The sequence below is a fragment of the Streptomyces sp. NBC_01537 genome (assembly GCF_045040445.1).
Taxonomy (GTDB): domain Bacteria; phylum Actinomycetota; class Actinomycetes; order Streptomycetales; family Streptomycetaceae; genus Actinacidiphila.
Map to the genome: position 1 here is coordinate 3,859,925 of NZ_CP109392.1, position 24,133 is coordinate 3,884,057.

21 protein-coding genes are annotated in these 24,133 nt (G+C 69.9%); 9 read left to right on the forward strand and 12 right to left on the reverse strand.

The genetic code is table 11. The annotated features are described in order from the left end of the window. Positions 1-5: 5 nt before the first annotated feature. The 4 genes from OG607_RS17575 to OG607_RS17590 all read right to left on the reverse strand — a co-directional run bounded on the left by OG607_RS17575 (position 6) and on the right by OG607_RS17590 (position 5,829). Positions 6-1,340: a UDP-glucose dehydrogenase family protein gene (locus OG607_RS17575; protein ID WP_405736860.1), complete on the reverse strand. Its 1,335-nt coding sequence runs from the start codon at positions 1,338-1,340 to the stop codon at positions 6-8. A gap of 84 nt (positions 1,341-1,424) precedes the next feature. After that, positions 1,425-3,173 carry a glycosyltransferase family 39 protein gene (locus OG607_RS17580; RefSeq protein WP_405724120.1) on the reverse strand — a complete coding sequence of 583 codons (1,749 nt, stop codon included), beginning with the start codon at positions 3,171-3,173 and terminating at the stop codon, positions 1,425-1,427. After that, complete coding sequence (locus OG607_RS17585) at positions 3,173-4,219, reverse strand: glycoside hydrolase family 26 protein (RefSeq protein WP_405724121.1); 1,047 nt, start codon at positions 4,217-4,219, stop codon at positions 3,173-3,175. Before OG607_RS17585 ends, OG607_RS17580 begins: the two co-directional genes overlap by 1 nt. Next, positions 4,216-5,829, reverse strand: coding sequence for a glycosyltransferase family 2 protein (locus OG607_RS17590; RefSeq protein WP_405724122.1), 1,614 nt, complete (start codon positions 5,827-5,829; stop codon positions 4,216-4,218). Before OG607_RS17590 ends, OG607_RS17585 begins: the two co-directional genes overlap by 4 nt. Positions 5,830-6,008: 179 nt before the next feature. Between OG607_RS17590 and OG607_RS17595 the strand changes: the two genes are divergently transcribed. After that, the gene (locus tag OG607_RS17595) at positions 6,009-7,253 is read left to right on the forward strand and encodes a ricin-type beta-trefoil lectin domain protein (RefSeq protein WP_405724123.1); all 1,245 of its coding nucleotides are present in this window, start codon (positions 6,009-6,011) and stop codon (positions 7,251-7,253) included. Positions 7,254-7,508: 255 nt separating this feature from the next. After that, positions 7,509-9,107, forward strand: coding sequence for a hypothetical protein (locus OG607_RS17600; RefSeq protein WP_405724124.1), 1,599 nt, complete (start codon positions 7,509-7,511; stop codon positions 9,105-9,107). A gap of 31 nt (positions 9,108-9,138) precedes the next feature. Here the strand turns inward: OG607_RS17600 and OG607_RS17605 are convergent, their stop codons facing one another. The 5 genes from OG607_RS17605 to OG607_RS17625 form a co-directional block, all read right to left on the reverse strand. Continuing rightward, on the reverse strand, positions 9,139-10,704 hold the full coding sequence (locus OG607_RS17605; RefSeq protein ID WP_405724125.1) for a glycosyltransferase family 39 protein: 1,566 nt from the start codon (positions 10,702-10,704) through the stop codon (positions 9,139-9,141). Between the two features lie 186 nt (positions 10,705-10,890). After that, positions 10,891-12,012: a GuaB3 family IMP dehydrogenase-related protein gene (locus OG607_RS17610; protein ID WP_329313539.1), complete on the reverse strand. Its 1,122-nt coding sequence runs from the start codon at positions 12,010-12,012 to the stop codon at positions 10,891-10,893. A gap of 137 nt (positions 12,013-12,149) precedes the next feature. Further along, entirely contained in the window at positions 12,150-13,652 is a 1,503-nt protein-coding gene (guaB, locus tag OG607_RS17615) for an IMP dehydrogenase (RefSeq protein ID WP_405724126.1), read from the reverse strand. Positions 13,653-13,731: 79 nt separating this feature from the next. Continuing rightward, positions 13,732-14,364, reverse strand: coding sequence for a sigma-70 family RNA polymerase sigma factor (locus OG607_RS17620; RefSeq protein WP_405724127.1), 633 nt, complete (start codon positions 14,362-14,364; stop codon positions 13,732-13,734). 297 nt (positions 14,365-14,661) lie between these two features. Further along, entirely contained in the window at positions 14,662-15,273 is a 612-nt protein-coding gene (locus OG607_RS17625) for a response regulator transcription factor (protein ID WP_003948568.1), read from the reverse strand. A gap of 444 nt (positions 15,274-15,717) precedes the next feature. Between OG607_RS17625 and OG607_RS17630 the strand changes: the two genes are divergently transcribed. The 5 genes from OG607_RS17630 (at position 15,718) to OG607_RS17650 (ending at position 20,021) form a co-directional block, all read left to right on the forward strand. Continuing rightward, positions 15,718-16,023: a WhiB family transcriptional regulator gene (locus tag OG607_RS17630; protein WP_405724128.1), complete on the forward strand. Its 306-nt coding sequence runs from the start codon at positions 15,718-15,720 to the stop codon at positions 16,021-16,023. A 100-nt stretch (positions 16,024-16,123) separates the two neighbouring features. After that, positions 16,124-17,191: an aminotransferase class V-fold PLP-dependent enzyme gene (locus tag OG607_RS17635; protein ID WP_405724129.1), complete on the forward strand. Its 1,068-nt coding sequence runs from the start codon at positions 16,124-16,126 to the stop codon at positions 17,189-17,191. A 41-nt stretch (positions 17,192-17,232) separates the two neighbouring features. Further along, positions 17,233-17,901 (forward strand): MOSC domain-containing protein, encoded by a 669-nt coding sequence (locus OG607_RS17640; protein ID WP_405724130.1) that lies wholly within the window; start codon positions 17,233-17,235, stop codon positions 17,899-17,901. Between the two features lie 532 nt (positions 17,902-18,433). Further along, positions 18,434-19,219, forward strand: a complete 786-nt coding sequence (locus OG607_RS17645; RefSeq protein ID WP_405724131.1) for an SDR family NAD(P)-dependent oxidoreductase — start codon at positions 18,434-18,436, stop codon at positions 19,217-19,219. A 97-nt stretch (positions 19,220-19,316) separates the two neighbouring features. After that, complete coding sequence (locus OG607_RS17650) at positions 19,317-20,021, forward strand: ester cyclase (RefSeq protein WP_405724132.1); 705 nt, start codon at positions 19,317-19,319, stop codon at positions 20,019-20,021. A 101-nt stretch (positions 20,022-20,122) separates the two neighbouring features. On the opposite strand, the gene groL is transcribed toward OG607_RS17650, so the two are convergent. Both groL and groES read right to left on the reverse strand, forming a co-directional pair. Continuing rightward, positions 20,123-21,748, reverse strand: a complete 1,626-nt coding sequence (groL, locus tag OG607_RS17655) for a chaperonin GroEL (RefSeq protein WP_329313553.1) — start codon at positions 21,746-21,748, stop codon at positions 20,123-20,125. Between the two features lie 125 nt (positions 21,749-21,873). Further along, positions 21,874-22,182: a co-chaperone GroES gene (groES, locus tag OG607_RS17660; RefSeq protein ID WP_167986429.1), complete on the reverse strand. Its 309-nt coding sequence runs from the start codon at positions 22,180-22,182 to the stop codon at positions 21,874-21,876. A 262-nt stretch (positions 22,183-22,444) separates the two neighbouring features. On the opposite strand from groES, the gene OG607_RS17665 reads away from it, so the two are divergent. Together OG607_RS17665 and OG607_RS17670 are read left to right on the forward strand one after the other, a co-directional pair. Continuing rightward, positions 22,445-22,738 (forward strand): DUF6234 family protein, encoded by a 294-nt coding sequence (locus tag OG607_RS17665; protein ID WP_405724133.1) that lies wholly within the window; start codon positions 22,445-22,447, stop codon positions 22,736-22,738. Between the two features lie 30 nt (positions 22,739-22,768). After that, positions 22,769-23,959 (forward strand): THUMP-like domain-containing protein, encoded by a 1,191-nt coding sequence (locus tag OG607_RS17670; RefSeq protein WP_405724134.1) that lies wholly within the window; start codon positions 22,769-22,771, stop codon positions 23,957-23,959. On the opposite strand, the gene OG607_RS17675 is transcribed toward OG607_RS17670, so the two are convergent. Then, positions 23,952-24,089, reverse strand: coding sequence for an SCO1431 family membrane protein (locus OG607_RS17675; protein WP_405724135.1), 138 nt, complete (start codon positions 24,087-24,089; stop codon positions 23,952-23,954). The genes OG607_RS17670 and OG607_RS17675 overlap by 8 nt on opposite strands. Positions 24,090-24,133: the final 44 nt, after the last annotated feature.

Sequence of the window (24,133 nt, forward strand, 5' to 3'; positions counted from 1 at the left end):
TGTGTTCACTGTCTCTCCTCGTTCGGAAGGACCGGCTTTCGCGTCCGGCCCAATGCGTGGAATGACCATCCGGCGGCCGTCCAGCGGTTCTCGTCGAGGGCCCCCCGGCCGTCGATGATCCGCGGCCGGGCGGTGCCGCGAGCCAGCTCCGCCGGGTCCAGGTCCCGGAATTCCTGCCATTCGGTCAGGTGCAGTACGACATCGGCCCCCCACACCGCGTCCTTCGCCGACACCGCGTACCCGAGCACCGGGTATGCCTTACGGGCGTTGTCCATGGCCTTGGGGTCGAATACGGTGACCTCCGCGCCCTCCAGATGGACACGGGCGGCCACATCAAGGGCCGGCGAGTCGCGGATGTCGTCCGAGTCGGGCTTGAAGGCCGCGCCGAGCACGGCCACCCGCTTCCCGGCGAGCGACCCGCCGCACAGCTCACGCGCCAGGTCCAGGGCCCTCTCCCGGCGCCGCAGGTTGATCGCGTCGACCTCCCGGAGGAAGGCCAGCGACTCACCCGTCCCGAGCTCGTCCGCGCGGGCGGCGAAGGCACGGATGTCCTTGGGCAGACAGCCCCCGCCGAAGCCGACCCCGGCCCGCAGGAAGCGGGCGCCGATCCGCTCGTCGTGACCGATCGCGCGGGCCAGTACGGAGACGTCGCCGCCGGAGGCCTCGCAGACCTCCGCCATGGCGTTGATGAACGAGATCTTCGTGGCCAGGAAGGCGTTGGCCGCGGTCTTGACCAGTTCCGCGGTCGGGAAGTCCGCCGTCACCACCGGCGTGCCCGCCTCGATAACGGCCGCGTACACCTCACGCAGAATCGTTTCTGCAGCCTGGCTCTCGACTCCGAGCACCAGCCGGTCCGGGCTCAGCGTGTCCCGTACGGCGAAACCCTCCCGCAGGAACTCCGGGTTCCAGGCCAGCTCGGCCCCCTCCGGCAGCCGCCCCGCCAGCCGCCGCGCCGTCCCCACCGGAACGGTCGACTTGCCGACCACCAGCGCGCCCGGGCCCACATGCGCCGCGAGTGCCTCCACGGCCGCGTCGACATACGTCATGTCGGCGGCACCGGAGTCGGTGTCCTTGCGCTGCGGCGTCCCCACACACACGAAGTGCACCCGGCCGAAGGCCGCCGCCTCCTCGTACGACGTGGTGAACCGCAGCCGCCCGGACGCGGTGTGCCTGCCCAGCAGCTCCGCCAGCCCGGGCTCGTGAAAGGGCACCCGGCCCGCGTTCAGCGCCGCGACCTTGTCGGCGTCGACGTCGACCCCGAGCACCTCGTGCCCGAGCTCGGCCATGCAGGCGGCATGGGTGGCACCGAGGTAACCGGTGCCGATGACAGTGAGCCGCAGAGCCACGGCTTCTCCTTGCAGACGTGCGGAACGGGTGGAACGTGCGGAACGGGCAGGACGGGTGGAACGAGCAGGACGGGCGGGCTACTGCGCGACGTAGACCCGGTAGGCTCCGGACCCGCCGGAGACGCGGTAGGGGAGCTGGGCGATCAGCCGGTAGTGGCCACTGGCGCGGATCGCCTTGGTGGCGGCCTTGTCCTTGTCGGTGGACGAAGCACCGTCCAGCAGGATCAGGTCGTAGCGGCCCTTCTCGATGGCCGAGACGGTGGCGGAGGCGCTCTGGTCCCGGAGCGAGGTCCACCGGTCGGGGCCGGTGACTCCGCGAAGGTAGTACTGCGGCACCCCTTCCACCTCGGTGAGGTAGTGGCCCTTGGCGCTGACGTGCGTGCGCAGCACGCTGACCAGCCGGGTGGAGTCCGGCCACGCCCCGAACCGCAGGGTCGACTGGGAGATGCCCAGGGCCAGCATCAGGACCCATGCCAGGATGCCCAGTTGGGGCTGACGGAAGTGGGCACCCATCATCCGGCTGATGCCGACCCCGGCCAGGGGCGCGGCGAAGAACAGCCCGAGGCCGATGTGCCGGAACATCACCGCGGACGTGTGCAGCTGCGCCTGGAGCAGCGGGAGGAGCAGGCCCGTCCCGCACAGGACCAGGCCCAGTGCCGCGCGTCGCAGCGGCGAGCTGGCGACGACCGCGGCGTCGACCACCTCGTTCATGCGCTCACGCCAGAGGTAGGCCACCGCCCCGCCAAAGGCGAGCAGAAGCAGCAGGCCGCTCCACTGACCGGCGGTGCTGAGGATCGACAGGGCGCTCTCGGTCCCCCGACCGCGGGCGAACGTGCCGTTCCGGACGCCACTGAGGACACCCGTGGCGAACAGCAGGGCGAGGGTCGCCGCGCCCAGCAGAAACCCGCGCAGCAGGCCCCTCGTGGGCAGCGGCCAGGCGGTGAGGACCGCCAGCAGGAGGAGGGTGGGGAGTACGAGCACCGACGCGTGCTCCACCGCGACCGCGAGCGCCGCGGCCGGAGCCGCGGCGAGCACGACGGCGGCCGGGGCACGATTGGAGTAGACGATGATCCACGCGGCGATCGCGACCAGCATGATCGCCAGGGCGTCCGGGGCCGCGTAGTAGCCCACGACCGCGGTGGACTGCAGGACGGCGTAGGCGCCCGCGCTGCAGATGGCCACGCGTTCGTTGAACATGCGGCGGGTCAGCGAGTAGAGCAGCGCGGTGCCGACCAGCGCGAAGAGCAGACTGAGCAGCCGCGCCCCGGCCAGCCCGTACGCCGCGTCGGCGGCGGCTGCCAGCACCGGATACAGCGAGGGCGAACCGGGGAACTGCTGGACCAGGTCGGTGGTGACCGCGGTGCCGTTGAAGAGGTGGTCGAATTCCTGGTGGCCGACGATCAGGGAAATGGCCTCGTCGGTGGCCGCCGTGTTGCCCAGCCGCAAGGACAGCAGTCCCTGGATGAGCAGTACGCCGGCCAGCAGGATCCGGCCGATCCAGCGGCGCCGGCGGCTGGGAGCCCCCGACCACCCGGTCTCGGGGGTCTCCGGTATCTCGTACGCGGCCTTCTCCGTCGCCGGTTCGGCCTCGTACTCCTGCTCCGGCTCGTAGGGCTGCTCCGGCTCGTAGGGCTGCTCCGCCTCGTACGCCTGCTCCGGCTCGTACGGGTAGGGCTGCTCCGGCTCGTACAGGTACGGCTGTTCGGCGACGGGAGCGGCGGCGAACTGGTACGGGGCGGGTTCCTTGGCACGGTACTGGTTCTGCGTGGGGTCCCAGGCGGGCGGCGGGCTCGCCGGGCTGAACCAGGAGTCAGTCTCTCTGTCCATTACTGCTTCCTGATGTCGAAGCCGAAGCGGGAGTTCGCAGCACGCTTCTTGTACTCCGCGAGAGCGAGCGGGCTGATCTCGATGCGCCAGTCCGCGCGCTTCGGGATGTTGAACCAGACGAACCCGACGACATCCTTGTTCGCCGTGACGCCGTCGAAGAGGTCGTTGATGTCCGCACGGCGGCGCTCGCCCGCCTGGGAGGCGGTCTCCGAGATGAAGAAAGGCTTCTTGGTGAACGTACGCATCTGACGCATCGTCGGCCCGTACAGGGTGTCGAAGGTCTTCGCCCCGGTGAGGGTGTAGTAGCCGATCATGCCCGCCCAGTCCACATAGGCGTCGCCGGGGTAGTACGACTTGAGCTTGACGTTGGGCGCGGGGTTGATGACGTTGGGGGTCCACACCCAGATCACGTTGGTCGCGCCGGTCTCCTCGAAGACATCGTGGATGTGCCGCCAGGCCTTCACGAAGTCGGACGCGGTGGTCTTCGTCCGGCCCCAGGCGTACCAGTCACCGTTCATCTCATGCCCGAAGCTGATGGCGATGGGGAGATTGAGGGCGGCGACGTTCTTCGCGAAGGTCTTGAGGTACGTGTCGGTCTTTCCGCTCGCGATAGATGCCAGCGAGGGCTTGAAGGGCTCCCACGCCATGAACGGCAGCGCACCGGCGTTGTAGACGCGGCGGACGCCGCTGGTGTCGAACCCGTCGCCCCAGGCCGAGTAGTACTCCAGCACATTGGGCTGCTTGCCAATGGTGTCGGTGTACTTGGTGAGCGGCTTCAGCGACTTGGGCACTCCGGTCAGCGCGGCACCCAGGTACTTCTTGCCCGGCTTCAGCAGCGGGGTGACGTCGTACGGAGTGACCTCGGCCGCCTCGGTCTCCCCGCCGGCCGAGGCCCCGCTGTCCGGCTTCGCGCCGCCGTCGGCCGTGCTCGTGCCTCCGGTCGGGCCGCAGGCGGTCAGCAGCATGAGGCAGGCCGACAGAAGGGACAGCAGGGCAAGGGTGCGCCGGGGTGTGGCGCCCGTTCGGTAGGCAGACAGAGGGATCACGCAACTTCTCTCGAACGCGGCTGAACGAGAACCCGGCCCACGATCACGGCGTAGAACAGACCGGATGCCAGCACAAGGGCGAAGTCCAGCGGATCCATGGTGAGCATGCGCCAGGTCGCCGCGGCCACCCAGACCAGGGCGGTTCCGCCGCCCCAGACACTGATGCCCATCCAGAAACGCCTGGTCTTGTTCTTCTTGGCGCCGCTCGAACCCGTCGGCTGCCAGGCCATGCGATTGCGGCGGAGGATGTCGAAAATGGCGAAGAGATGGGCCCAGCCGTACATCATCCGGGCCGCCCATGCCTCGAGCCGGTAGGGATTCCGGTGCCAGAGCGGGAAGATCAGGGTGGTGTACACCAGGCTGGGAATGACCAGCCCCATGTTCATGATCTGCAGCTTCTCCGGCATCGCGAGCAGCAGCACGATCGGGATGAGCGGTGAGGCAAAGGTGAACAGGGCTGTGTGAATGTAGTAGAAGAAACCCGACATATAGCACAGCCGGGATTCCGGCCGCAGATTGGCCTGCCAGAACTTCTTGCTGCCCAGCAGGCTCATCGAGCCCGAGCACCAGCGGTACTGCTGATTGAAGAACGCACCCGCGGTGTCCGGGCAGACGCCGGTCGACAGGGCCACCGGCACATACCGCAGATCCCATCCGAGCCCGCGCAGGTCGAACCCGGTGTGCACGTCCTCGGAGTGCTCAATGAGCGTGGTCCCGCCATTGGTCTCCAGGGCGGCACGCCGGTAGACGGCGCAGCTCCCCACGCAGATCGCACCGTCGTTGCTCTGCCGGGAGACCTGGACGGAGCGGTAGAACAGCTCCTGCACCGCGCCCGCACCGCGTTCGATCCAGTTCTGGGAGTCGAGAATCCGAAAGAACTGCGGGGACTGGACTATCGCGACATCCGGGTCCTTCTCCATATACGGGAGGAGTTCCTCCAGTAGATCATCCCGAGGGGCGAAGTCGGCATCGAGGATGAGGATGTACTCGCCGTCGGAATTCTGGAATCCGAAGTGCAGGTTGCCGGCTTTCTTGAACCAGCCCCGCTTGTGCCGGGTTCCGTAGACAAACCCGAAATCAACTGCCATCGAGGCGAGTTCGGGGCTCGCTCCGTCGTCCAGCACATACGGCGTGACAACTCCGGGATACCGGTCACGCAGCCGGGCAACGTGGGTCCAGGTGTTGTGCAGCACCTCGATCGGCTCGCCGCAGACGGGCAGGAACACGTCGACGGTCGGGTAGCGCTCGGGGCTCCAGTCGCGCACCAGGGCACGGTGGGCCTTGAGGTCGAAGTCCTTGGTGAAGCCGTTCACCCGCAGGGAGATCAGGTAGTACACCACCGTGAACAGCAGGAACGGCAGGTAGACCCAGAGCCACGCGCTGGAGCGGGCGAGGGAGACCTGGCTCGCCACCAGGCAGGTGAAGCTGATGATGGAGAAGCAGGTGAGCACCCACAGGTTGCGGCTCGTGTAGGAGTACTTCTCCGCGTTGTCGGGCGGCTGGGGCAGCAGTCCGCGCTGCGTGCGGGGAGGCTGCCCACGCCTCGCTTTCCGGTGCGAGGCGGCATCCCTGCCCCCTCCAGCGACCGGAAGACCCTCGGTGACCGTCATGCTGCTCCCCCCCGGGAACCCGGACCTGGTGGTGATTCCTGTGGGATCTGAGAATCCTCATCTGACAGATGAGGATAGTACGTGAAGGATTATGAGAGATTCATGAGCAGGTATGGTCAAAGTCGCATGCATCCGGCACCGAAACAGGACCGACATGAGATCGTGACAGGATCACCGGCGTGATCCAGACCCCGTTGAGCCGACTGCGGGCGGCGCGAGGCGCACGGAAGATCTCCGCATTCTGCCTCCTGACCGTCCTGCTCGGCGGCTGTTCGGGCCAGACCGCCCCCGGGCCCGCTTCCGGCTCCGGCTCCACCACCTCGCCCGGGCACACGACCGGCACGCGTGAACTGTGCACTTCCTCACAGCAGCCCTTCCCCAGCCGTGCGGTGGGAGCCGGGAAGTACAGCGTCGAGCCGAACCGGTGGAACGCCTCCGGCACGGTGTGCCTGGACGCCCCCGGGAACACCGGCTTCACCGTCTCCGCCGTACGGCGGCTCGTCGCGACGTCCCCCAAAGCCCCCGGCGCCTACCCCAACATCGCCACCATTCCCGGTACACAGGGGCTTCCCGTGCCGGTGACCGGACTCGGCGACGCGACCAGCGACTGGAGCGCCTGGGGTACGGCCTCGGGTTCGTACAACATGGCCTTCGACCTCTGGTACGGCCCGACCGCCGGCAACTGCGACTCCGCGTCGAGTGCGGAGCTGATGATCTGGCTGGACGCCACCGACAGCGTCGCGCCCGCCGGAAGCCGGCTCCCGGGATCCGTCACGCTCGGGGATGCCTCCTACATCGTCTACCAGGCACCCATCACCGGTGCGCACAGCGTGATCAGCTACGTCAGGACGAAGCCGACGCATACCGCCCGCCGGCTGAACCTCCGCCTCTTCACCGCTGACGCCCTCCAACGCGGCTATGTCCCGCCCACGTCGTATCTGTGCAAGGTCTCGGGAGGCTTCGAGATATGGAGTGGCGGGGTCGGCCTGCGCACCTACTCGTTCTCCTTCCACAACAGCGTCGGCCTGCCCGCGGGCGTGCTCACCTCGGGGGCAACCGGGATCTGCCTGGTGCGCCGGTCCGGCGACAAGCCTTCCGCCCCGGTGGTGACCGGAGCGTGCGGCGGCGATGCCGGGAAGACGACATGGACCGTGGGGAACGACGGTTCACTGCGGACGGGCGGGCGCTGCCTGCAGCCGTCGGCGGGGCGTCGCGGTACGACGACGGCCGTGCTGGCCGCCTGCAACGGGAGCGCCGCCCAGAGATGGGCGGCCCGGCCTGACCACAGCCTGCAGCACGTACGGTCGGGCCGCTGCCTGGACACCACCGGGGGATCCCTGGCGGTGAACGTGACCGCCCTGCTCCAGCCGTGCCGCGACGGAGCATCGCAGCGCTGGCGGCTTCCGTACAACGGGCTGTCCTGACCCGTCGCCCAGGGGTAACGACAGACGATGACTTATCATCCACACACGTGAGCGATAGGCCGGCGGGGGGGTCCGTCGAGTCCGGGCGCCGACCTTCCGAGCGAGAAAGACCGCCAAATGACTTCAGATGGGCACTGGATACGTCCAGAGGGTGCCAGCCGGGGAACCGGCACAAGACCGGCGCCCAACCGGCCGGCCGGTCCCGGCCAAGGTGGTCCCGGCCAGGGTGGTCCCGGTCCGGACGATCCCGCCACGATGGCGCTCGGAACGCTGCCGGCCGACGCCGCGGCCAAGCGGGCTGCCCGGGCAGCCCGCAGGCGGGCGCCACTGCGGCCGGCCAAGCTGCCCCGGCCGGCGCTGCGGACCGACTGGCTGCCGCTGCTCGCGGTCCTGCTGGTCCAGGGCGCTCTCTCGTTCCGCCTCACCGACGCCAACACAGCCTTCGTGGACGAAGGAACGTACATCTACTCGGGGTACCAGGAAATCGCGCACATCGTGCACGGCAGCCCGGTCGCGACCTACGAGACCTTCTTCTCCGGCTCACCCGTGATCTACCCGGTCGTGGTGGCGCTCGCCGACATGGTCGGCGGCCTGCGCGGTACGCGACTGCTGAGCATGTTCTTCATGCTCTCCGCCACCACCGCCCTCCATCTGTCGACCCGACGGCTCCACGGCTCCGTGGCCGCCTTCTTCGCGGCCGCATCCTTCGCCGCCCTGGGGCCCACCCAGTTCCTGGGCGGATACTCCACCTTTGACTCGATGGCGCTCGCGGCACTCGCCTGGGCGGGCTACTTCACGGTACGGCTGACCACTGGCGGCGGATATCCCAGCATGCTCGGCGCCGCCGTCTTCCTGGCGCTGGCCGACTGGACCAAGTACGCCTCGCTGCTCTGGACACCCGTGATCCTGGGCATCGCCGTCTTCGCCGGGCACGGAGGATCGCCCTGGCAGGGCGCCCGGTGGAGACGCGGGGCGGAACTCATGGTCGTCTGGCTGGTGGCCCTTCTCCTGCCCGCCGTATCGGCCGACCTGTACATCGACGGCTTCACCCACACCACCCTGATGCGTGCGCCGGGCACCGACGCCCGCTCGTACGTGGCGGAGGAAGCCGCGAAGTGGGTCGGCCCTCTGCTGGTGCTGGCCCTCATCGGTGTCGTGGTGACCCTGTTCGTCACCCGGCGCGAGAAGAACGACCGGTCCGCATTCTGGCTCGCCCTCGTTCTGCTGGCCGGCGGACTGCTCGCACCGGTGAACCAGATCCGCATCCACACCTGGCTGTCCCTGCAGAAGCACGTCGACTTCGGCGCCTGGTTCGCCTGCATCGTGGTCGGAATCCTGCTGGCCCGGGTCTTCCTCACGCTGAAGCACAAGGTCCACGTCGTGGCGGGCGTCCTGGTCACGGCTCTGGTGATCGGCCCCCTCGGCTACGTGGGCGCGGGCCAGGCCGCGTACATGTTCAGCGAATGGCCGCACTCCTCGGGCCTGGTGACCGCCCTGAAGCCGTACGTCCACAAGGGCAAGGACGAGTACCTCGTCGAGAACTACGACGTCCCGGCGTACTACCTGCGGGAATCCTCCAACTGGCAGCAGTGGCAGGACCTCATCGGGAAGAGCTACACCGACCCGGAGACCAGGAAAACCCTCACTGGCGCACCGGCCCTCCAGGCCGCCGTCACGGACCGCTACTACTCGATCGTCGTACTGGACTTCACCCAGACCGCGGACATCGACACCGCGCTCCAGCCCACGCTGAAGAAGGCCGGATACCGGGTCCACAAGGTCGTCGACAGCACCCGGACCGGCGACGGCGAATACACCATCTACTTCGCGCCGGGCTTCGGCACGAAGAAGTGAGCCGGGACCGGCCGCGTCGCCGCAGCGCTGCCTATCTGACGCGTTCCAGCAGCAGGACCCGGACGTTGGCCGGGGAGTAGGTACGGACCACCGTGAAGTACGTGTTCAGCGCGGTGGCGGTCTTCGCGCTCATGTCGGCGAAGGGCGTCACACCGGTCTGCGAGGTGGACACCACCCACAGCCGGTCGGTGCCGGCCAGGCACTTCACGGGCTCGGAGCACTCGACACCGCTGTAGGTGCCGCTCTCCTGTGCCGTCCGGGACAGCAGTACCTCTGTCGGCCGCCCGCTGTCGTCGCGCAGTTCGTAGGCCATCGCGCGGCGTTCGGACAGGTGACCGGAGAAGGCGATGCCGTCGCCCGCCTGCTGGTACCGGGCCACGATCCGTCCCGCCTGCCGGTAGTCCGGCTCGACCGGGTTGCTCTTCCGGGCGATCGCGATGCCGGGCTGGGCCAGCCCGGCGAAGACCGCCACGGTGGCCAGCACGAACACCGTGACGACCCCCCGCCGTCCGACGCCCACGCGCGCGACGAACTCCTTGGCCAGCCGGTCGGCGGCACCGATGGCGGCAGCAGCGGCGAGCAGCAGCCAGCCCGGGACGGTGAACAGCAGATAGCGCGGCAGGAAGAGATGCAGCTGATCGGATGTCAGGTAGGTCAGGACCGGCGGCAGCAGCACCCACGGGGCGAGCAGCGCCGCGTGCTGGCGGGCCACGTACAGCCCCCACACGCCGATGACCATGACCGGGCCGCCGATCGCCCAGGAGCCGAAGAGCTCTTGCGGGTAGTCGCCCAGGTCCTGGAGGGTCGGGTTGTTCCAAGCGATCTGGCCACTCTGGCCGGCCCCCTGCGCCAGCATCGGCAGCACCAAGGACACTCCCAGGCCCGCCGCGGCGGCGAACGCCCGGTGCGCGGTCCGGTCGCCGCCGCGCTTCGCCATGACGACCAGGCCCAGATGGCCCGCCAGCACCGACAGTGACACCAGGTGGCTGCAGCCGATCAGCGGGATGCTCACGCCGTACAGCGCCCAGCGCTTGGGACCAGGCCGGTCCAGGGCCCTCAGCAGCAACAGCGTGGACAGCAGCGCGAAGGCCACCGCGAAGGCGTACGGTCGCGCCTCCTCCCCGTACCGGATCACGGTCGGGACGACGGCGAACAGCAGCCCGGCCAGCACCCCGGTCCCCACGGTGAACAACCGCCGTCCGACGAGCCCGAGCAGGCCCGCCGCCACGGCCATGGCGCCCGCCGCCGGAATGCGCATCGCGGTCGGCGAGGTGCCGAAGACCGAGATCCACAGGTGCATCACCACGTAGTACGGCGCGAAGACCACGTCGATGTTCTTGATGAGCGCGCCGAGATCCCCGAAGGAGAGCGAGGCGGCCCACCAGGTGGCGTGCTCGTCACGCCACAACTGCCGGTCGCCGATACCGGGCAGTGAGAAGCCGAGGGCCACGGCGGCCGGCAGCAGGAAGACCATGGCCGTGCTCGCCGCGCTGTGGCCGCTGCCGCGGGCATGGCGGCGTCCGGATGCGGCGGCGCGCGGCGCATCCCGGTCGGCGTTCGGGGCGCGGTCGGTCACAGCAGGCTGAACTGCACTCATCTCTCAAGTCCCCCGAGCAGAGTGGGCTCTTCATTCCCACCTTGGCCCAGCCGGAACGCGATATGAAAATCCGACTGAGTGTCATGAGCATATCTTGATCCCCCGCACACCCCGGCAGGCGGAGAGGCCCGGACGGCGCCTCTCGCGCCGTCCGGGCCTCTCTGTTTGTCTACGTCACCTGCGACCTCACCGGTGGTGCGTCGGAGACACCGTCACCTCGACGCGCTGGAACTCCTTCAGGTCGCTGTAGCCCGTCGTGGCCATCGAACGGCGCAGCGCCCCGAAGAAGTTCATCGACCCGTCCGGCGCGTGCGACGGGCCCAGCAGGATCTCCTCCGTCGTGCCGGCGGTGCCCAGGTTCATCCGCTTCCCGCGCGGCAGTTCGGTGTTGACCGCCTCCATGCCCCAGTGGAAGCCCCGGCCCGGCGCGTCGGTCGCCCGCGCGAGCGGGGAGCCCATCATCACCGCGTCCGCGCCGCAGGCGACGGCCTTCGGCAGGTCGCCGCTGGCGCCGAAGCCGCCGTCCGCGATGACGTGCACGTAGCGGCCGCCCGACTCGTCCATGTAGTCGCGGCGGGCAGCCGCCACGTCGGCGACCGCGGTCGCCATCGGCACCTGGATGCCGAGCACATTGCGGGTCGTGTGGGCCGCCCCGCCGCCGAAGCCGACGAGGACGCCGGCCGCGCCCGTACGCATCAGGTGCAGCGCGGCGGTGTACGTGGCGCAGCCGCCGACGATGACCGGCACATCGAGCTCGTAGATGAACTGCTTGAGGTTCAGCGGCTCGTGCGAGCCGCTGACGTGCTCGGCGGAGACCGTGGTGCCGCGGATGATGAAGAGGTCGACTCCCGCGTCCACGACCGCCTTGCTGAACTGAGCGGTGCGCTGCGGCGAGAGCGCGGCGGCGGTGACGACGCCCGCGTCGCGCACCTCCTTGATGCGCTGGCCGATCAGCTCTTCCTTGATCGGCTCCGCGTAGATCTCCTGCAGCCGCTTGGTGGCCGCCGCGTCGTCCAGTTCCGCGATCTCCGCGAGCAGCGGCTCCGGGTCCTCGTAGCGGGTCCACAGCCCTTCGAGGTTCAGCACCCCGAGGCCGCCGAGGTTGCCGATGCGGATCGCCGTCTCCGGAGAGACCACCGAGTCCATGGGCGCCGCGAGGAACGGCAGCTCGAAGCGATAGGCATCGATCTGCCAGGCGATCGAGACCTCCTTCGGGTCCCGGGTCCGCCGGCTCGGGACGACGGCGATGTCGTCGAATGCGTAGGCCCTGCGGCCCCGCTTGCCCCGCCCGATCTCGATCTCAGTCACTGTCGCTATGCCTTTCCTTCGTGGCTTGCCCGCCCAGTGTCCCATTTCTGGACACCGGGCTCGTGCGCGCCCCGGGGCTCCGCCCCGGACCCCGAACGCCCTCCGGGCGTGTCCTCAAACGCCGGACGGGCTGAAAATCAGCGCGCCTGGTAGTTCGGGGCCTCGACGGTCATCTGGATGTCGTGCGGGTGGGACTCCTTGAGCCCGGCCGCGGTGATCCGTACGAACCGGCCCTTGGACTCCATCTCGTCGATCGAGGCCGCACCGACATATCCCATGGTCTGCCGGAGACCGCCGACGAGCTGGTGAAGGACCGCGCCCAGCGGACCCCGGTAGGGGACCTGGCCCTCGATGCCCTCGGGGACGAGCTTGTCGTCGGAGGAGACCTCGGCCTGGAAGTAGCGGTCCTTGGAGAAGGACCTGGCCTGGCCGCGGGACTGCATGGCGCCGAGCGAGCCCATGCCCCGGTAGGACTTGAACTGCTTGCCGTTGATGAACATCAGTTCGCCGGGCGACTCCTCGCAGCCGGCGAGCAGGCTGCCGAGCATGACGGTGCTGGCGCCGGCCACGAGGGCCTTGCCGATGTCGCCGGAGTACTGGAGGCCGCCGTCGCCGATCACCGGGACGCCCGCGGCCTGGCAGGCCAGCGCGGCTTCGTAGATCGCGGTGACCTGCGGGGCACCGACGCCGGCGACGACGCGGGTGGTGCAGATGGAGCCGGGGCCGACGCCGACCTTGACGCCGTCGACGCCTGCGTCGATGAGGGCCTGGGCACCGTCGCGGGTGGCGACGTTGCCGCCGATGACATCCACCGGCACGCCGGACTTGATCTTGGAGATCCAGCTCAGGACATTGCTGTTATGGCCGTGCGAGGTGTCGACGATGATGAAGTCGGCCCCCGCGGAGACCAGCGCCTGGGCCCGCTCCAGCGCCTCGGGGCTGGCACCGACCGCCGCGCCGACCAGCAGGCGGCCCTCGGCGTCCTTGGCGGCGTTGGGGTACTTCTCGGCCTTGGTGAAGTCCTTGACGGTGATGAGGCCCTTGAGGCGGCCGTCCTCGTCGACCAGCGGCAGCTTCTCGATCTTGTGGCGGCGCAGCAGCTCCATGGCCTCGACGCCGGAGATGCCGACCTTGCCCGTGACCAGCGGCATGGGGGTCATGACCTCGCGGACCTGGCGGGAGTGGTCGGTCTCGAAGGCCATGTCGCGGTTGGTGACGATGCCGAGCAGCTTGCCGGCCGGGTCCGTCACCGGGACACCGCTGATCCGGTACTTCGCGCAGAGCGCGTCCGCCTCGGCGAGCGTGGCGTCGGGGTGGCAGGTGATCGGGTCGGTGACCATGCCGGACTCGGAGCGCTTGACGAGGTCCACCTGGTTGGCCTGGTCCTCGATGGACAGGTTGCGGTGGAGGACGCCGACGCCGCCCTGGCGGGCCATGGCGATGGCCATCCGGGCCTCGGTGACCTTGTCCATGGCGGCGGACAGCAGCGGGATGTTGACCCGGACGTTGCGGGAGACCAGCGACGAGGTGTCGACCTGATTCGGCAGCACCTCGGACGCGCCCGGCAGCAGCAGCACGTCGTCGTAGGTGAGTCCGAGCAGCCCGAATTTTGCGGCTACTCCGTCGGCGTTCAGCGTCATGACACCTTCTCCATGGTCTTGCCCGGCGAGATGACCCATGGTACTGGGCTCGACGGAACACGCCGGTCGGACGCAAGCCCTACGCGCTCAGGCCTTTCGGCCCCTCTACGTCCACCGGGGCCTGGGTCGTCTCCTCGGCCAGTGCCCGCAGCCTGCTCAGCGCCCGGTGCTGGGCCACCCGTACGGCCCCCGGGGACATGCCGAGCTTCAGGCCGGTCTCCTCGGCGCTCAGCCCGACCGCGACCCGCAGCAGGACCAGCTCGCGCTGGTGCTCCGGGAGGTTGGCGAGCAGTTGCTTGGCCCATTCGGCGTCGCTGCTGAGCAGCGCGCGCTCCTCGGGGCCCAGGGAGTCGTCGGGCTGCTCGGGCATCTCGTCCGAGGGAACGGCAGTGCTGCCCGGCCCGCGCATCGCGGCTCGCTGCAGATCGGCGACCTTGTGGGCGGCGATGCCGAAGACGAAGGCCTCGAAGGGACGGCCCTGGTCCCGGTATCGGGGCAGGGCGCACAGCACGGCCAGGCAGACCTCCTGTGCGAGGTCGTCCACGAAGTGACGTGCGTCGCCGGGCAGCCGGGACAGCCGGGTACGGCAGTAGCGCTCCGCCAGGGGGTGCACCCGGGCCAGCAGATCATGGGTGGCCTGCTCGTCGCCGTCGACGGCGCGACGGACGAGGGCGCCAATACCTGTCTCGTTACCGGTCGCCTCGTCGCGCATCCGTCCATAGTGCCTCGCCGCCGGACGATCCGTCGCATCGCGTCCGGAAGTCTGGTCCGAAGCGTTATCCGAAGTGTCGCGTGGGATCGCACCGGCCGCCGTCACGGCTGTCATGTCATGCACCCGCTCATGTCGCTCATGCCGCTCATGCACAAGCCGACCCTCCCACCCGCCACCCGGCCACCACCCCAGTAGGAGGCACTGCGTACCGCTCCGCCCGCTCGTCCCCGATGAGTCCCATACGTCAAGCATGCGTCCTCGCTCCGGAAAGCGGTACGAGCGGAGCGGCCGTCACGCTCAGCGCACCAGGCCCCAGCGGAAACCGAGAGCCACGGCGTGCGCGCGGTCCGAGGCGCCGAGCTTCTTGAAGAGCCGTCGCGCGTGGGTCTTCACAGTGTCCTCGGAGAGGAAGAGCTCGCGGCCGATCTCCGCGTTGGAGCGGCCATGGCTCATGCCCTCCAGCACCTGGATCTCACGTGCCGTCAGCGTCGGCGCCGCACCCATCTCCGCGGACCGCAGCCGGCGCGGGGCGAGCCGCCAGGTCGGGTCGGCGAGCGCCTGGGTGACCGTGGCCCGCAGTTCGGCGCGCGAGGCGTCCTTGTGCAGATAGCCGCGCGCACCGGCGGCCACCGCCAGCGCCACACCGTCGAGGTCCTCGGCGACGGTGAGCATGATGATGCGTGCGCCGGGGTCGGCGGACAGCAGCCGCCGAACCGTTTCCACACCGCCCAGGCCCGGCATCCGGACGTCCATGAGAATGAGGTCCGAGCGGTCGGCGCCCCAGCGGCGGAGGACTTCCTCGCCGTTGGCCGCGGTCGTTACGCGCTCGACGCCGGGCACGGTCGCCACCGCGCGGCGCAGGGCCTCTCGGGCAAGCGGGGAGTCGTCGCAGACGAGGACGGAAGTCATGACCGTCCTCCGCAGCTGATCCGCGTCACGTTGAGCCTCCAGGCTGTACGAATCGTCACCGGTGGGGCTGACGGCTTCGGGCAGCTGCCCGATTAGTCCGACCGCCAACCACTTCCGCACCTTCAACGACCCTCACTCGAAAGAGTTACGGAGTTTGGCGGGCATCTCGCGCACTCTATGTGCGCGTACGGACACGGATCAGCTACGTCGCAGGTCGCAGGGGTCCACCGGGGCACAGACGGAAGCACTTCGCGCGCCCACTTGCAGGACACGCAACCCGCCGACCGGGGGGCAATGTCAGTTTTTGCCTGTTTGGCGGCTTTTTACCCGCATGGCGGGAGTTCGGTGGCGTTCTTGTGATGAATCATATTTACATCTACTTCGATGGTAGATGTACGGTCGAGGGCACCGTGCCCCACAGCCCACCTCTTGAGGAGATGAGCAATGGCAGACTTCTCCCGCCTCCCGGGCCCGAACGCCGACCTCTGGGACTGGCAGCTCGTCGCCGCCTGCCGCGGCGTCGACAGCTCGCTGTTCTTCCACCCGGAGGGCGAGCGAGGCGCGGCCCGGAGTGCGCGCGAAGCGTCAGCGAAAGAGGTGTGCATGCGCTGTCCCGTACGAGCCGAGTGCGCGACGCATGCACTGGCGGTCCGCGAGCCCTATGGCGTCTGGGGCGGACTGACCGAGGACGAGCGCGAGGAGATGATGGGCCGGTCGCGAAACCGGATCATGAGCGCCCACACCAATTGACGAAACGTTTCCTCAATCGGGTGGCGGCAAGCCGCCGCCACCCGAACGGAGCAAGCTACGCCCCATGGACTTTGGCGCGGCGCCGGTCCAGGCTCCTGAGATGAGCTTCGAGACCTTCGAGACGCTGGTCCGCGCGGAATTCGCCCCGCGGACGACCTACCTCAACACCGCCTCCGCGGGCATCGGCCCGCGCCGCGCCGCCGACGCCCTGCGGCACGGCACCGACCGCTGGGCCGACGGCACCGACAGCTTCGAGGAGAACGAGGCCACCACGGCCGCGGTCCGCGGGGCCTACGCCCGGCTCACCGGCGTCTCCCCCGAGCGCGTCGCCGTCGGCTCCGCCGTCACCACCCACGTCGGGCTGATCGCCGCCGGGCTCCCCCGGGGCGCGGAGGTCATCGTCGCCGACGGCGACTTCGCCTCCCTGGTGAACCCCTTCGCCACCCGGCCGGACGTCACCCTGCGCATCGTCCCCCTGGAGGGCATCGCCGACGCCGTCCGCGCCGGCACCTCGCTGATAGCCGTCAGCGCCGTCCAGTCCGCCGACGGCCGCGTGGCCGACCTACCCGCCGTACGGGAGGCCGCCGCCGCCCACGGCGCCCGGGTGCTCCTGGACGCCACCCAGGCGGCCGGCTGGCTCCCCGTGGCCGGCGCCGGCTACGACTACGTCGTCTGCGGCGCCTACAAATGGCTGCTCTGCCCCCGCGGCGTCTCCTTCCTCACCGTCCGCGAGGGCGCGGACGACTGGGTCTCCCCGCACTTCGCCGGCTGGTACGCCGCCGAGGACCCCTGGGGCGAGTGCTACGGCCCCGTCGCCGAGACCGCGCACTCCGCGCGGCGCTACGACGTCATGCCACCCTTCCTCCTGCACCTCGCCGGCGCGGCCTCCCTCTCCCTCATCGAGGAGCTCGGCGTCCCCGCGATCGGCGCCCACGACGTGGCCCTCGCCGAGCGCTTCCGCTCCGGCGTCGAACGGCTCGGCCACAAGGCCGTGCCCTCCGGCGCCGCCCCCTCCGCCATCGTCTCCGTCCCCGGCCTCGGTGACTCGGCGGCCGCCCTCGCCACCGCCGGCATCCGCGTCTCGGCCCGGGCGGGGCATCTGCGGGCCGCCTTCCACCTCTACAACGACGTGGCCGACGTCGACCGGCTCCTGGCCGCCCTCGCGTAAACCGCTCGCGGCGCCCGCACTCCGCCGCCTACCGTCTCCGTATGAAACTGCTGTCCGTGAACGTGGGCCGCCCCCGGGCCAACCCCTGGAAGACCGGCCCCGACGTCACCGGCATCGACAAACGCCCGGTCGACGGCCCCGTACGCGTCACCGCCCCCGGCCCCAAGGGCACCGGCGACGTGGGCCTGGCCGGCGACCGCGTGTACGACCTCGCCCATCACGGCGGGACGGACCAGGCGGTGTACGCGTACGCACGCGAGGACCTGGACGCGTGGCAGCCGGAGCTCGGCCGCGTCCTCCCGAACGGGGTCTTCGGCGAGAACCTGACCACCGCCGGGCTGGATGTGAACGGCGCCCTGATCGGCGAGCGCTGGCGGATCGGCCACGAGGTAGTCCTGGAGGTCACCTGCTCCCGCATCCCCTGCGGCACCTTCCAGGGCTGGCTGGACCGCGGCGGCTGGATCAAGCGCTTCACCACAGCAGCCGTGCCCGGGGCGTACCTCCGGGTCATCACACCGGGCGAGATCACGGCGGACGACCCGATCGAGATCATCCACCAACCCGACCACCACGACGTCACCGTAGCCCTGCAGTTCCGCGCCGTGACGACCGAGCCGGACCTCCTCCCCCGCCTCCTCGCCGCCGACGCCCTCCCGGAGGCGGACATGGCCCAGATCCGCAAGCGCCTGAGCCGCCCCGCCGGACCCTAGGGCCGGCACCGTGCGGGCCGGGGCCGCAGGGCTGGGCGATTCCAACCCTCAACGCCGCCCTCGCGGGCGCTGCGCTTGCTTCGAACGGCTGCGCCGGACTCCGCCCGCCGACAACGAACGGGAGGGCCGGGGCCGCAGGGCTGGGCGATTCCAACCCTCAACGCCGCCCTCGCGGGCGCTGCGCTTGCTTCGAACGGCTGCGCCGGACTCCGCCCGCCGACAACGAACGGGAGGGCCAGGGCCGGAGGGGTGGGCGATTCCAACCCTCAACGCCGCCCTCGCGGGCGCTGCGCTTGCTTCGAACGGCTGCGCCGGACTCCGTCCGCCGACAACGAACGGGAGGGCCGGGGCCGGAGGGGTGGGGGTCCTGGACGCTCCGCATATTTGTGTGCGGCATGCCGGGTCCTCCACGGCCGACCCGTGACGCACGTAAATATGTCGGTCCAGGACTCCCAGCCCCGCAGGCCCCGGACCGGCACCACCTCCCGCGCCGTACGCCCGCACTCGCCTGACGCCGCGTTAGCCTGCAGTTATGACGACTTCACTCATCACAGGGGCGACCGCAGGCATCGGCGCCGCGTTCGCGCGCCGCCTCGCCGGGGACGGCCACGCGCTCGTGCTCGTCGCGCGCGACGAAGCGCGGCTGGAGGAGTACGCGTCGGAGCTGCGGGAGCGGTACGCGGTGTCCGTGGAGGTGCTGCCGGCGGATCTGTCGACGGACAAGGGCATCGAGGCGGTCGAGACGCGGCTGCGGGACCGGGACCGGCCGGTGGGGCTGCTGGTGAACAACGCGGGGTTCGGCAACCGTGCGCCGTTCGGGGACGCGGCGATGGCGGACGAGCTGACGATGGTCAAGGTGCACATCGAGGCGGTGCTCCGGCTGACGGGCGCGGCGGTGGAGGTGATGCGGGAGCGGCGCCGGGGCTATGTCGTCAATGTCGCCTCGGTGGCGGCCTTCCTGCCGCGCGGGACGTACGGGGCGAGCAAGTCGTGGGTGGTGAGCTTCACGCAGGGAGTGGACAAGGAGCTGGCGGGCACAGGCGTACGGCTGCTCGCGCTGTGCCCGGGATTCGTGCGTACGGAGTTCCATGAGCGGGCCGGGATGGACGCGAGGGCGATCCCGGAGTGGGCGTGGCTGGACGCCGACAAGGTGGTGGCGGCGGCGATCCGGGATCTGGCCCGGGGGAAGTCACTGAGCGTGCCGGACGCGCGGTACAAGGCGGTGGTGACGGCGACGCGGATGGCGCCGAGCGGGGTGTTCGGGCGGTTCTCGACGAAGGCTGGGCGGAAGTACGGACCCCGGTATCCCCGGGACTAGGGCGCCTGCGCGGGACCAGCCCGGGCCGAATGGACATTCCGGCCTAAACTGGTCCTCGGGGATCGTTGGGGATCGGGCATGGACCCTTGGAGGCGCCATGACATTCGTCCAGATCATCGACTGCAAGACCACCAGGTACGACGACATGAACCGGCTCATGGACTCGTGGGTCGAGGCGACGCAGGGCAGGCGGACGGCGACCCACGCGGTGATCGCGAAGGACCGGTCGGCGGACGACCACTACGTGGAGATCGTGGAGTTTCCCTCGTACGAGGACGCGATGCGCAACTCCAAGCTCCCGGAGACCGACAAGATCTTCCAGGAAATGGTGGCGCTCTGTGACGAGATGCCGACCTTCACGGACCTGGACGTGGTCCGTGACGCGCAGCTCAACAAGGACGCCGCGCGCCGCCTGTTCGAGCAGATCATCGGCACGGACAACGCGGCGGCGTTCAACGAACTGGTCGCGCGCGACTACCGCGACCACGATGTCGCCAACGAGCAGGACACCCGGGGCGCCGACGCGTTCCGGGAGGAGGCACTCGGCTACCGCCGGGGCTTCCCGGACTTCAGGTTCACCATCGAGGACCAGGTGGCCGAGGGCGACCGAGTGGTGACCCGCTGGACCTGGCGCGGGACGAACACCGGAGAGATGCGGGGTATGCCGCCGACCGGGAAGCCGGTCGAGATGGTCGGCACCACGACCTTCCGGTTCGAGGACGGCAGGATCAAGGAAGGCTGGTGGCACTGGGACTTCCTGGGCATGCTGCGCCAGCTCGGCGTGGTCGAACTGCCGTCGTAGTGCTCGTACGGGAAAGCCCGAAGGCCTCTGTTCCCGGGCGGGGAACAGAGGCCTTCGTCGTACGCGCCAGGCGCCACGCGCTACGCGTCACGCGCCACGCGTCAGTGCGAGTGCCCGTGGCCGCCGTGACCGGCGTCGGCGGGCTCCTCTTCCTTCTTCTCGACGACGAGGGTCTCCGTCGTCAGCAGGAGGGACGCGATGGAGGCCGCGTTCTCCAGGGCGGAGCGGGTGACCTTGACCGGGTCGATGACGCCGGCCTTCACCAGGTCGCCGTACTCGCCGGTGGCGGCGTTGAAGCCGTGACCGGCCTCCAGCTCCGCGACCTTGGAGGTGATGACGTAGCCCTCAAGGCCCGCGTTCTCGGCGATCCAGCGCAGCGGCTCGACGGCGGCGCGGCGGACGACCGCGACACCGGTGGCCTCGTCGCCGGTCTTGCCGAGGTCGCCCTCCAGCACCTTGACGGCGTGGACGAGAGCGGAGCCACCACCGGAGACGATGCCCTCCTCGACCGCGGCGCGGGTCGCGGAGATGGCGTCCTCCAGACGGTGCTTCTTCTCCTTGAGCTCGACCTCGGTGGCCGCGCCGACGCGGATGACGCACACGCCGCCGGCCAGCTTGGCGAGGCGCTCCTGGAGCTTCTCGCGGTCCCAGTCGGAGTCGGTGTTGCCGATCTCGGCCTTGATCTGGTTGACCCGGCCCTCGATCTCGGCCTTCTCACCGGCACCGTCGACGATGACCGTGTCGTCCTTCGTGACGGTCACGCGGCGGGCGGTGCCGAGCAGGTCCAGACCGGCCTGGTCGAGCTTGAGGCCGACCTCCTCGGCGATGACGGTCGCACCGGTGAGGGTGGCGATGTCGCCGAGCATGGCCTTGCGGCGGTCACCGAAGCCGGGGGCCTTGACCGCGACCGCGTTGAAGGTGCCGCGGATCTTGTTGACGACGAGGGTGGAGAGGGCCTCGCCCTCGACGTCCTCGGCGATGATCAGCAGCGGCTTGGAGGCACCGGCCTGGATGATCTTCTCCAGGAGGGGCAGCAGCTCCTGGATCGAGCTGATCTTGCCCTGGGTGACCAGGATGTACGGGTCGTCCAGGATGGCCTCGAGGCGCTCCTGGTCGGTGACGAAGTACGGGGACAGGTAGCCCTTGTCGAAGGCCATGCCCTCGGTGAAGTCCAGCTCCAGACCGAAGGTGTTGGACTCCTCGACGGTGATGACACCGTCCTTGCCGACCTTGTCGATCGCCTCGGCGATCAGCTCGCCGACCTGCTTGTCCTGGGCGGACAGGGCGGCGACGGCGGCGACGTCCTCCTTGCCCTCGATCGGGCGGGCGGTGCGCAGCAGCTCGTCCGAGACGGCCTTGACCGCCGCGTCGATGCCCTTCTTCAGGGAGGCGGGGGAAGCGCCGGCGGCCACGTTGCGCAGACCCTCGCGGACGAGCGCCTGGGCGAGGACGGTGGCGGTGGTGGTGCCGTCACCGGCGACGTCGTTGGTCTTGGTGGCCACCTCCTTCACCAGCTGCGCGCCGAGGTTCTCGTACGGGTCGTCGAGCTCCACCTCGCGGGCGATGGTCACGCCGTCGTTGGTGATGGTCGGGGCGCCGAACTTCTTGTCGATGACGACGTTGCGGCCCTTGGGGCCGATCGTCACCTTCACGGTGTCGGCGAGCTTGTTCACGCCACGCTCAAGGGCGCGACGGGCGTCCTCGTCGAACTTCAGGGTCTTGGCCATACCGGCGGAATACCTCGTCGTCTTTTTGGGTCTTCGACAAAGACCACGCCCCGGGCCCCCGGTCGGATGACGCGGATGCCCGGGGCGTGGTCACTGCTGTTCCGGAACTTCTGGGAATTCCCGGATTACTTCTCGACGATCGCGAGGACGTCGCGGGCCGAGAGGACGAGGTACTCCTCGCCGTTGTACTTGACCTCGGTGCCGCCGTACTTGCTGTACAGCACGACATCGCCGACGGACACGTCGAGCGGCAGGCGCTGACCGTCCTCGAAACGGCCCGGGCCCACAGCCAGGACGACGCCCTCCTGGGGCTTCTCCTTGGCGGTGTCCGGGATGACCAGGCCGGAGGCCGTGGTCTGCTCGGCGTCGAGCGGCTGGACCACAATGCGGTCCTCAAGCGGCTTGATGGCAACCTTGGTGCTGGCGGTCGTCACGATCCGACCTCCCCCTTCAAAGGGCTCACGGGAGTGTCTGTATGGGGTGGCGACCTGGTAGGCCCGTCGTCGCGGGTGCCGGACCTGCCCGTCGCTGTGTTGCTGGCACTCGGCAGTGCTGAGTGCCAGATCCGAGACTAGGACGGTCTTAGCACTCGGTCAAGCGGAGTGCCAATGTCGCGCCGTGGCGCGAGCCCGCTCCGCAGGTCTCGGTTCGGACAACGCCGGGTCGGAGCCCATGGTTCCGGGGCAGCCTGCCCTCATGCCAACTGCCCCGTCCTACCGCCTCGGCGACCCCCTCCTCGCCTTCGTCCTGTTCGCCGCCGAGGCCGGCGCGCTCTGCCTGGGCTCGCTCCTCTACGGGCTCACCCAGTTGGCCCGGGGCGCCGACCGCGCCCCGGACACCGGCTGGACCCTCACCCTCGCCTTCGGCGCCGCCGCGCTCGTCGTGGCGGTCGTCGCGTACGCCTGCGGGCGCCGGCGGCGGCCGGTCACGGCGGGCGTGCAGTGGCTGGTCGCGGGGCTCTGCGGACTGGCGGCGGTCGCCGTCGCGTAACCGGTGGAGCCGGGTTGCGACAATGGACGCGTGGATCCTGACGCCTTCTCCGCCCTGCTGACCTCCGACGGGCAGGCCCTCCTCGCCTCCCTGCGGGACTACGACCCGGGCCAGGAGCTGGCCGTGGCCACCCGGCTGCGCCGTGAGCACCCGGCGGGGCTGGTGTCGGCCGCCCTGGCGCAGGCGCGGCTGCGGCAGCGGGCGGCGGCGAAGTTCGGCGAGGACGCGTACCGGATGTACTTCACGCCGAACGGGGTCGAGCAGGCGACGCGCACGTCCGTCGCGGCGTACCGGGCGGGCCGGTTCACGGCGCTCGGCGTGCGCAGGCTGGCCGATCTGTGCTGCGGCATCGGCGGGGACGCGATCGCGCTGGCCCGGGCGGGGGTGGAGGTGCTGGCGGTGGACCGGGATCCGCTGACCTGCGCGGTGGCGAAGGCCAATGCGGAGGCGCTCGGACTGAGCGCGCTGATCGAGGTGCGGTGCGCGGATGTGGCGGAGGTCGACACGGGGGCGTACGACGCGGTCTTCGTGGACCCGGCGCGGCGGGGCGGGCGGGGCCGGATCTTCGACCCGGAGGCGTACTCGCCGCCGCTGTCGTGGGCGGTGGGGGCCGCCCGCAAGGCGCCGTTCGCCGCGCTGAAGATCGCGCCCGGGGTGCCGCACGAGGCGGTTCCGGCGGAGGCCGAGGCGGAGTGGATCTCGGACGGCGGTGATGTGAAGGAGGCCGTGCTCTGGTTCGGCACGGAGCCGGGGACGCGGCGGGCCACACTGCTGCCGGGCGGGACCTCGGTGGTGGGGCGGGGCCTGCCGGACCCTGCCGTGCGGCCGGTGGGGCGGTGGCTGTACGAGCCGGACGGGGCCGTGATCCGGGCCCATCTGGTGGCGGAGGCCGCCGAGGCGGTGGGCGGCGGGCTGATCGACGAGACGATCGCCTATGTGACGGCTGACGAGCTGCGGCCGGTGCCGTACGCGAGCGCGTACGAGATCACCGATGTGCTGCCGTTCGGCCTCAAGGCGTTGAAGGCGCTCATGCGCAAGCGGGAGATCGGTGTGGCCGTGATCAAGAAGCGGGGCTCCGCGATCGAGCCGGACGACCTGCGCAGGAAGCTCAAGCTGTCGGGGCCGAACTCGTGCGTGATCATCCTGACCCGGGTGGCGGGAGCGCCCTCGATGCTCATCGGGCAGCCCGCCGCGGAGATCCACCAGACAGGCCCTAAATGAGCCCCAGGCCGGTCACGAGCATCGCGACGACCACGACCAGGGCCCAGCCGAGCGCATGCTCGAGCAGCTTCATGCCGTCGTCGCCCGAAGGGCCACCCGTACGCGCTCGGGACGCTGCCATTTCCGTCATGCGGCGAGCGTAAACGCCCATTTGGCGGATTAAGACCGAAAAGT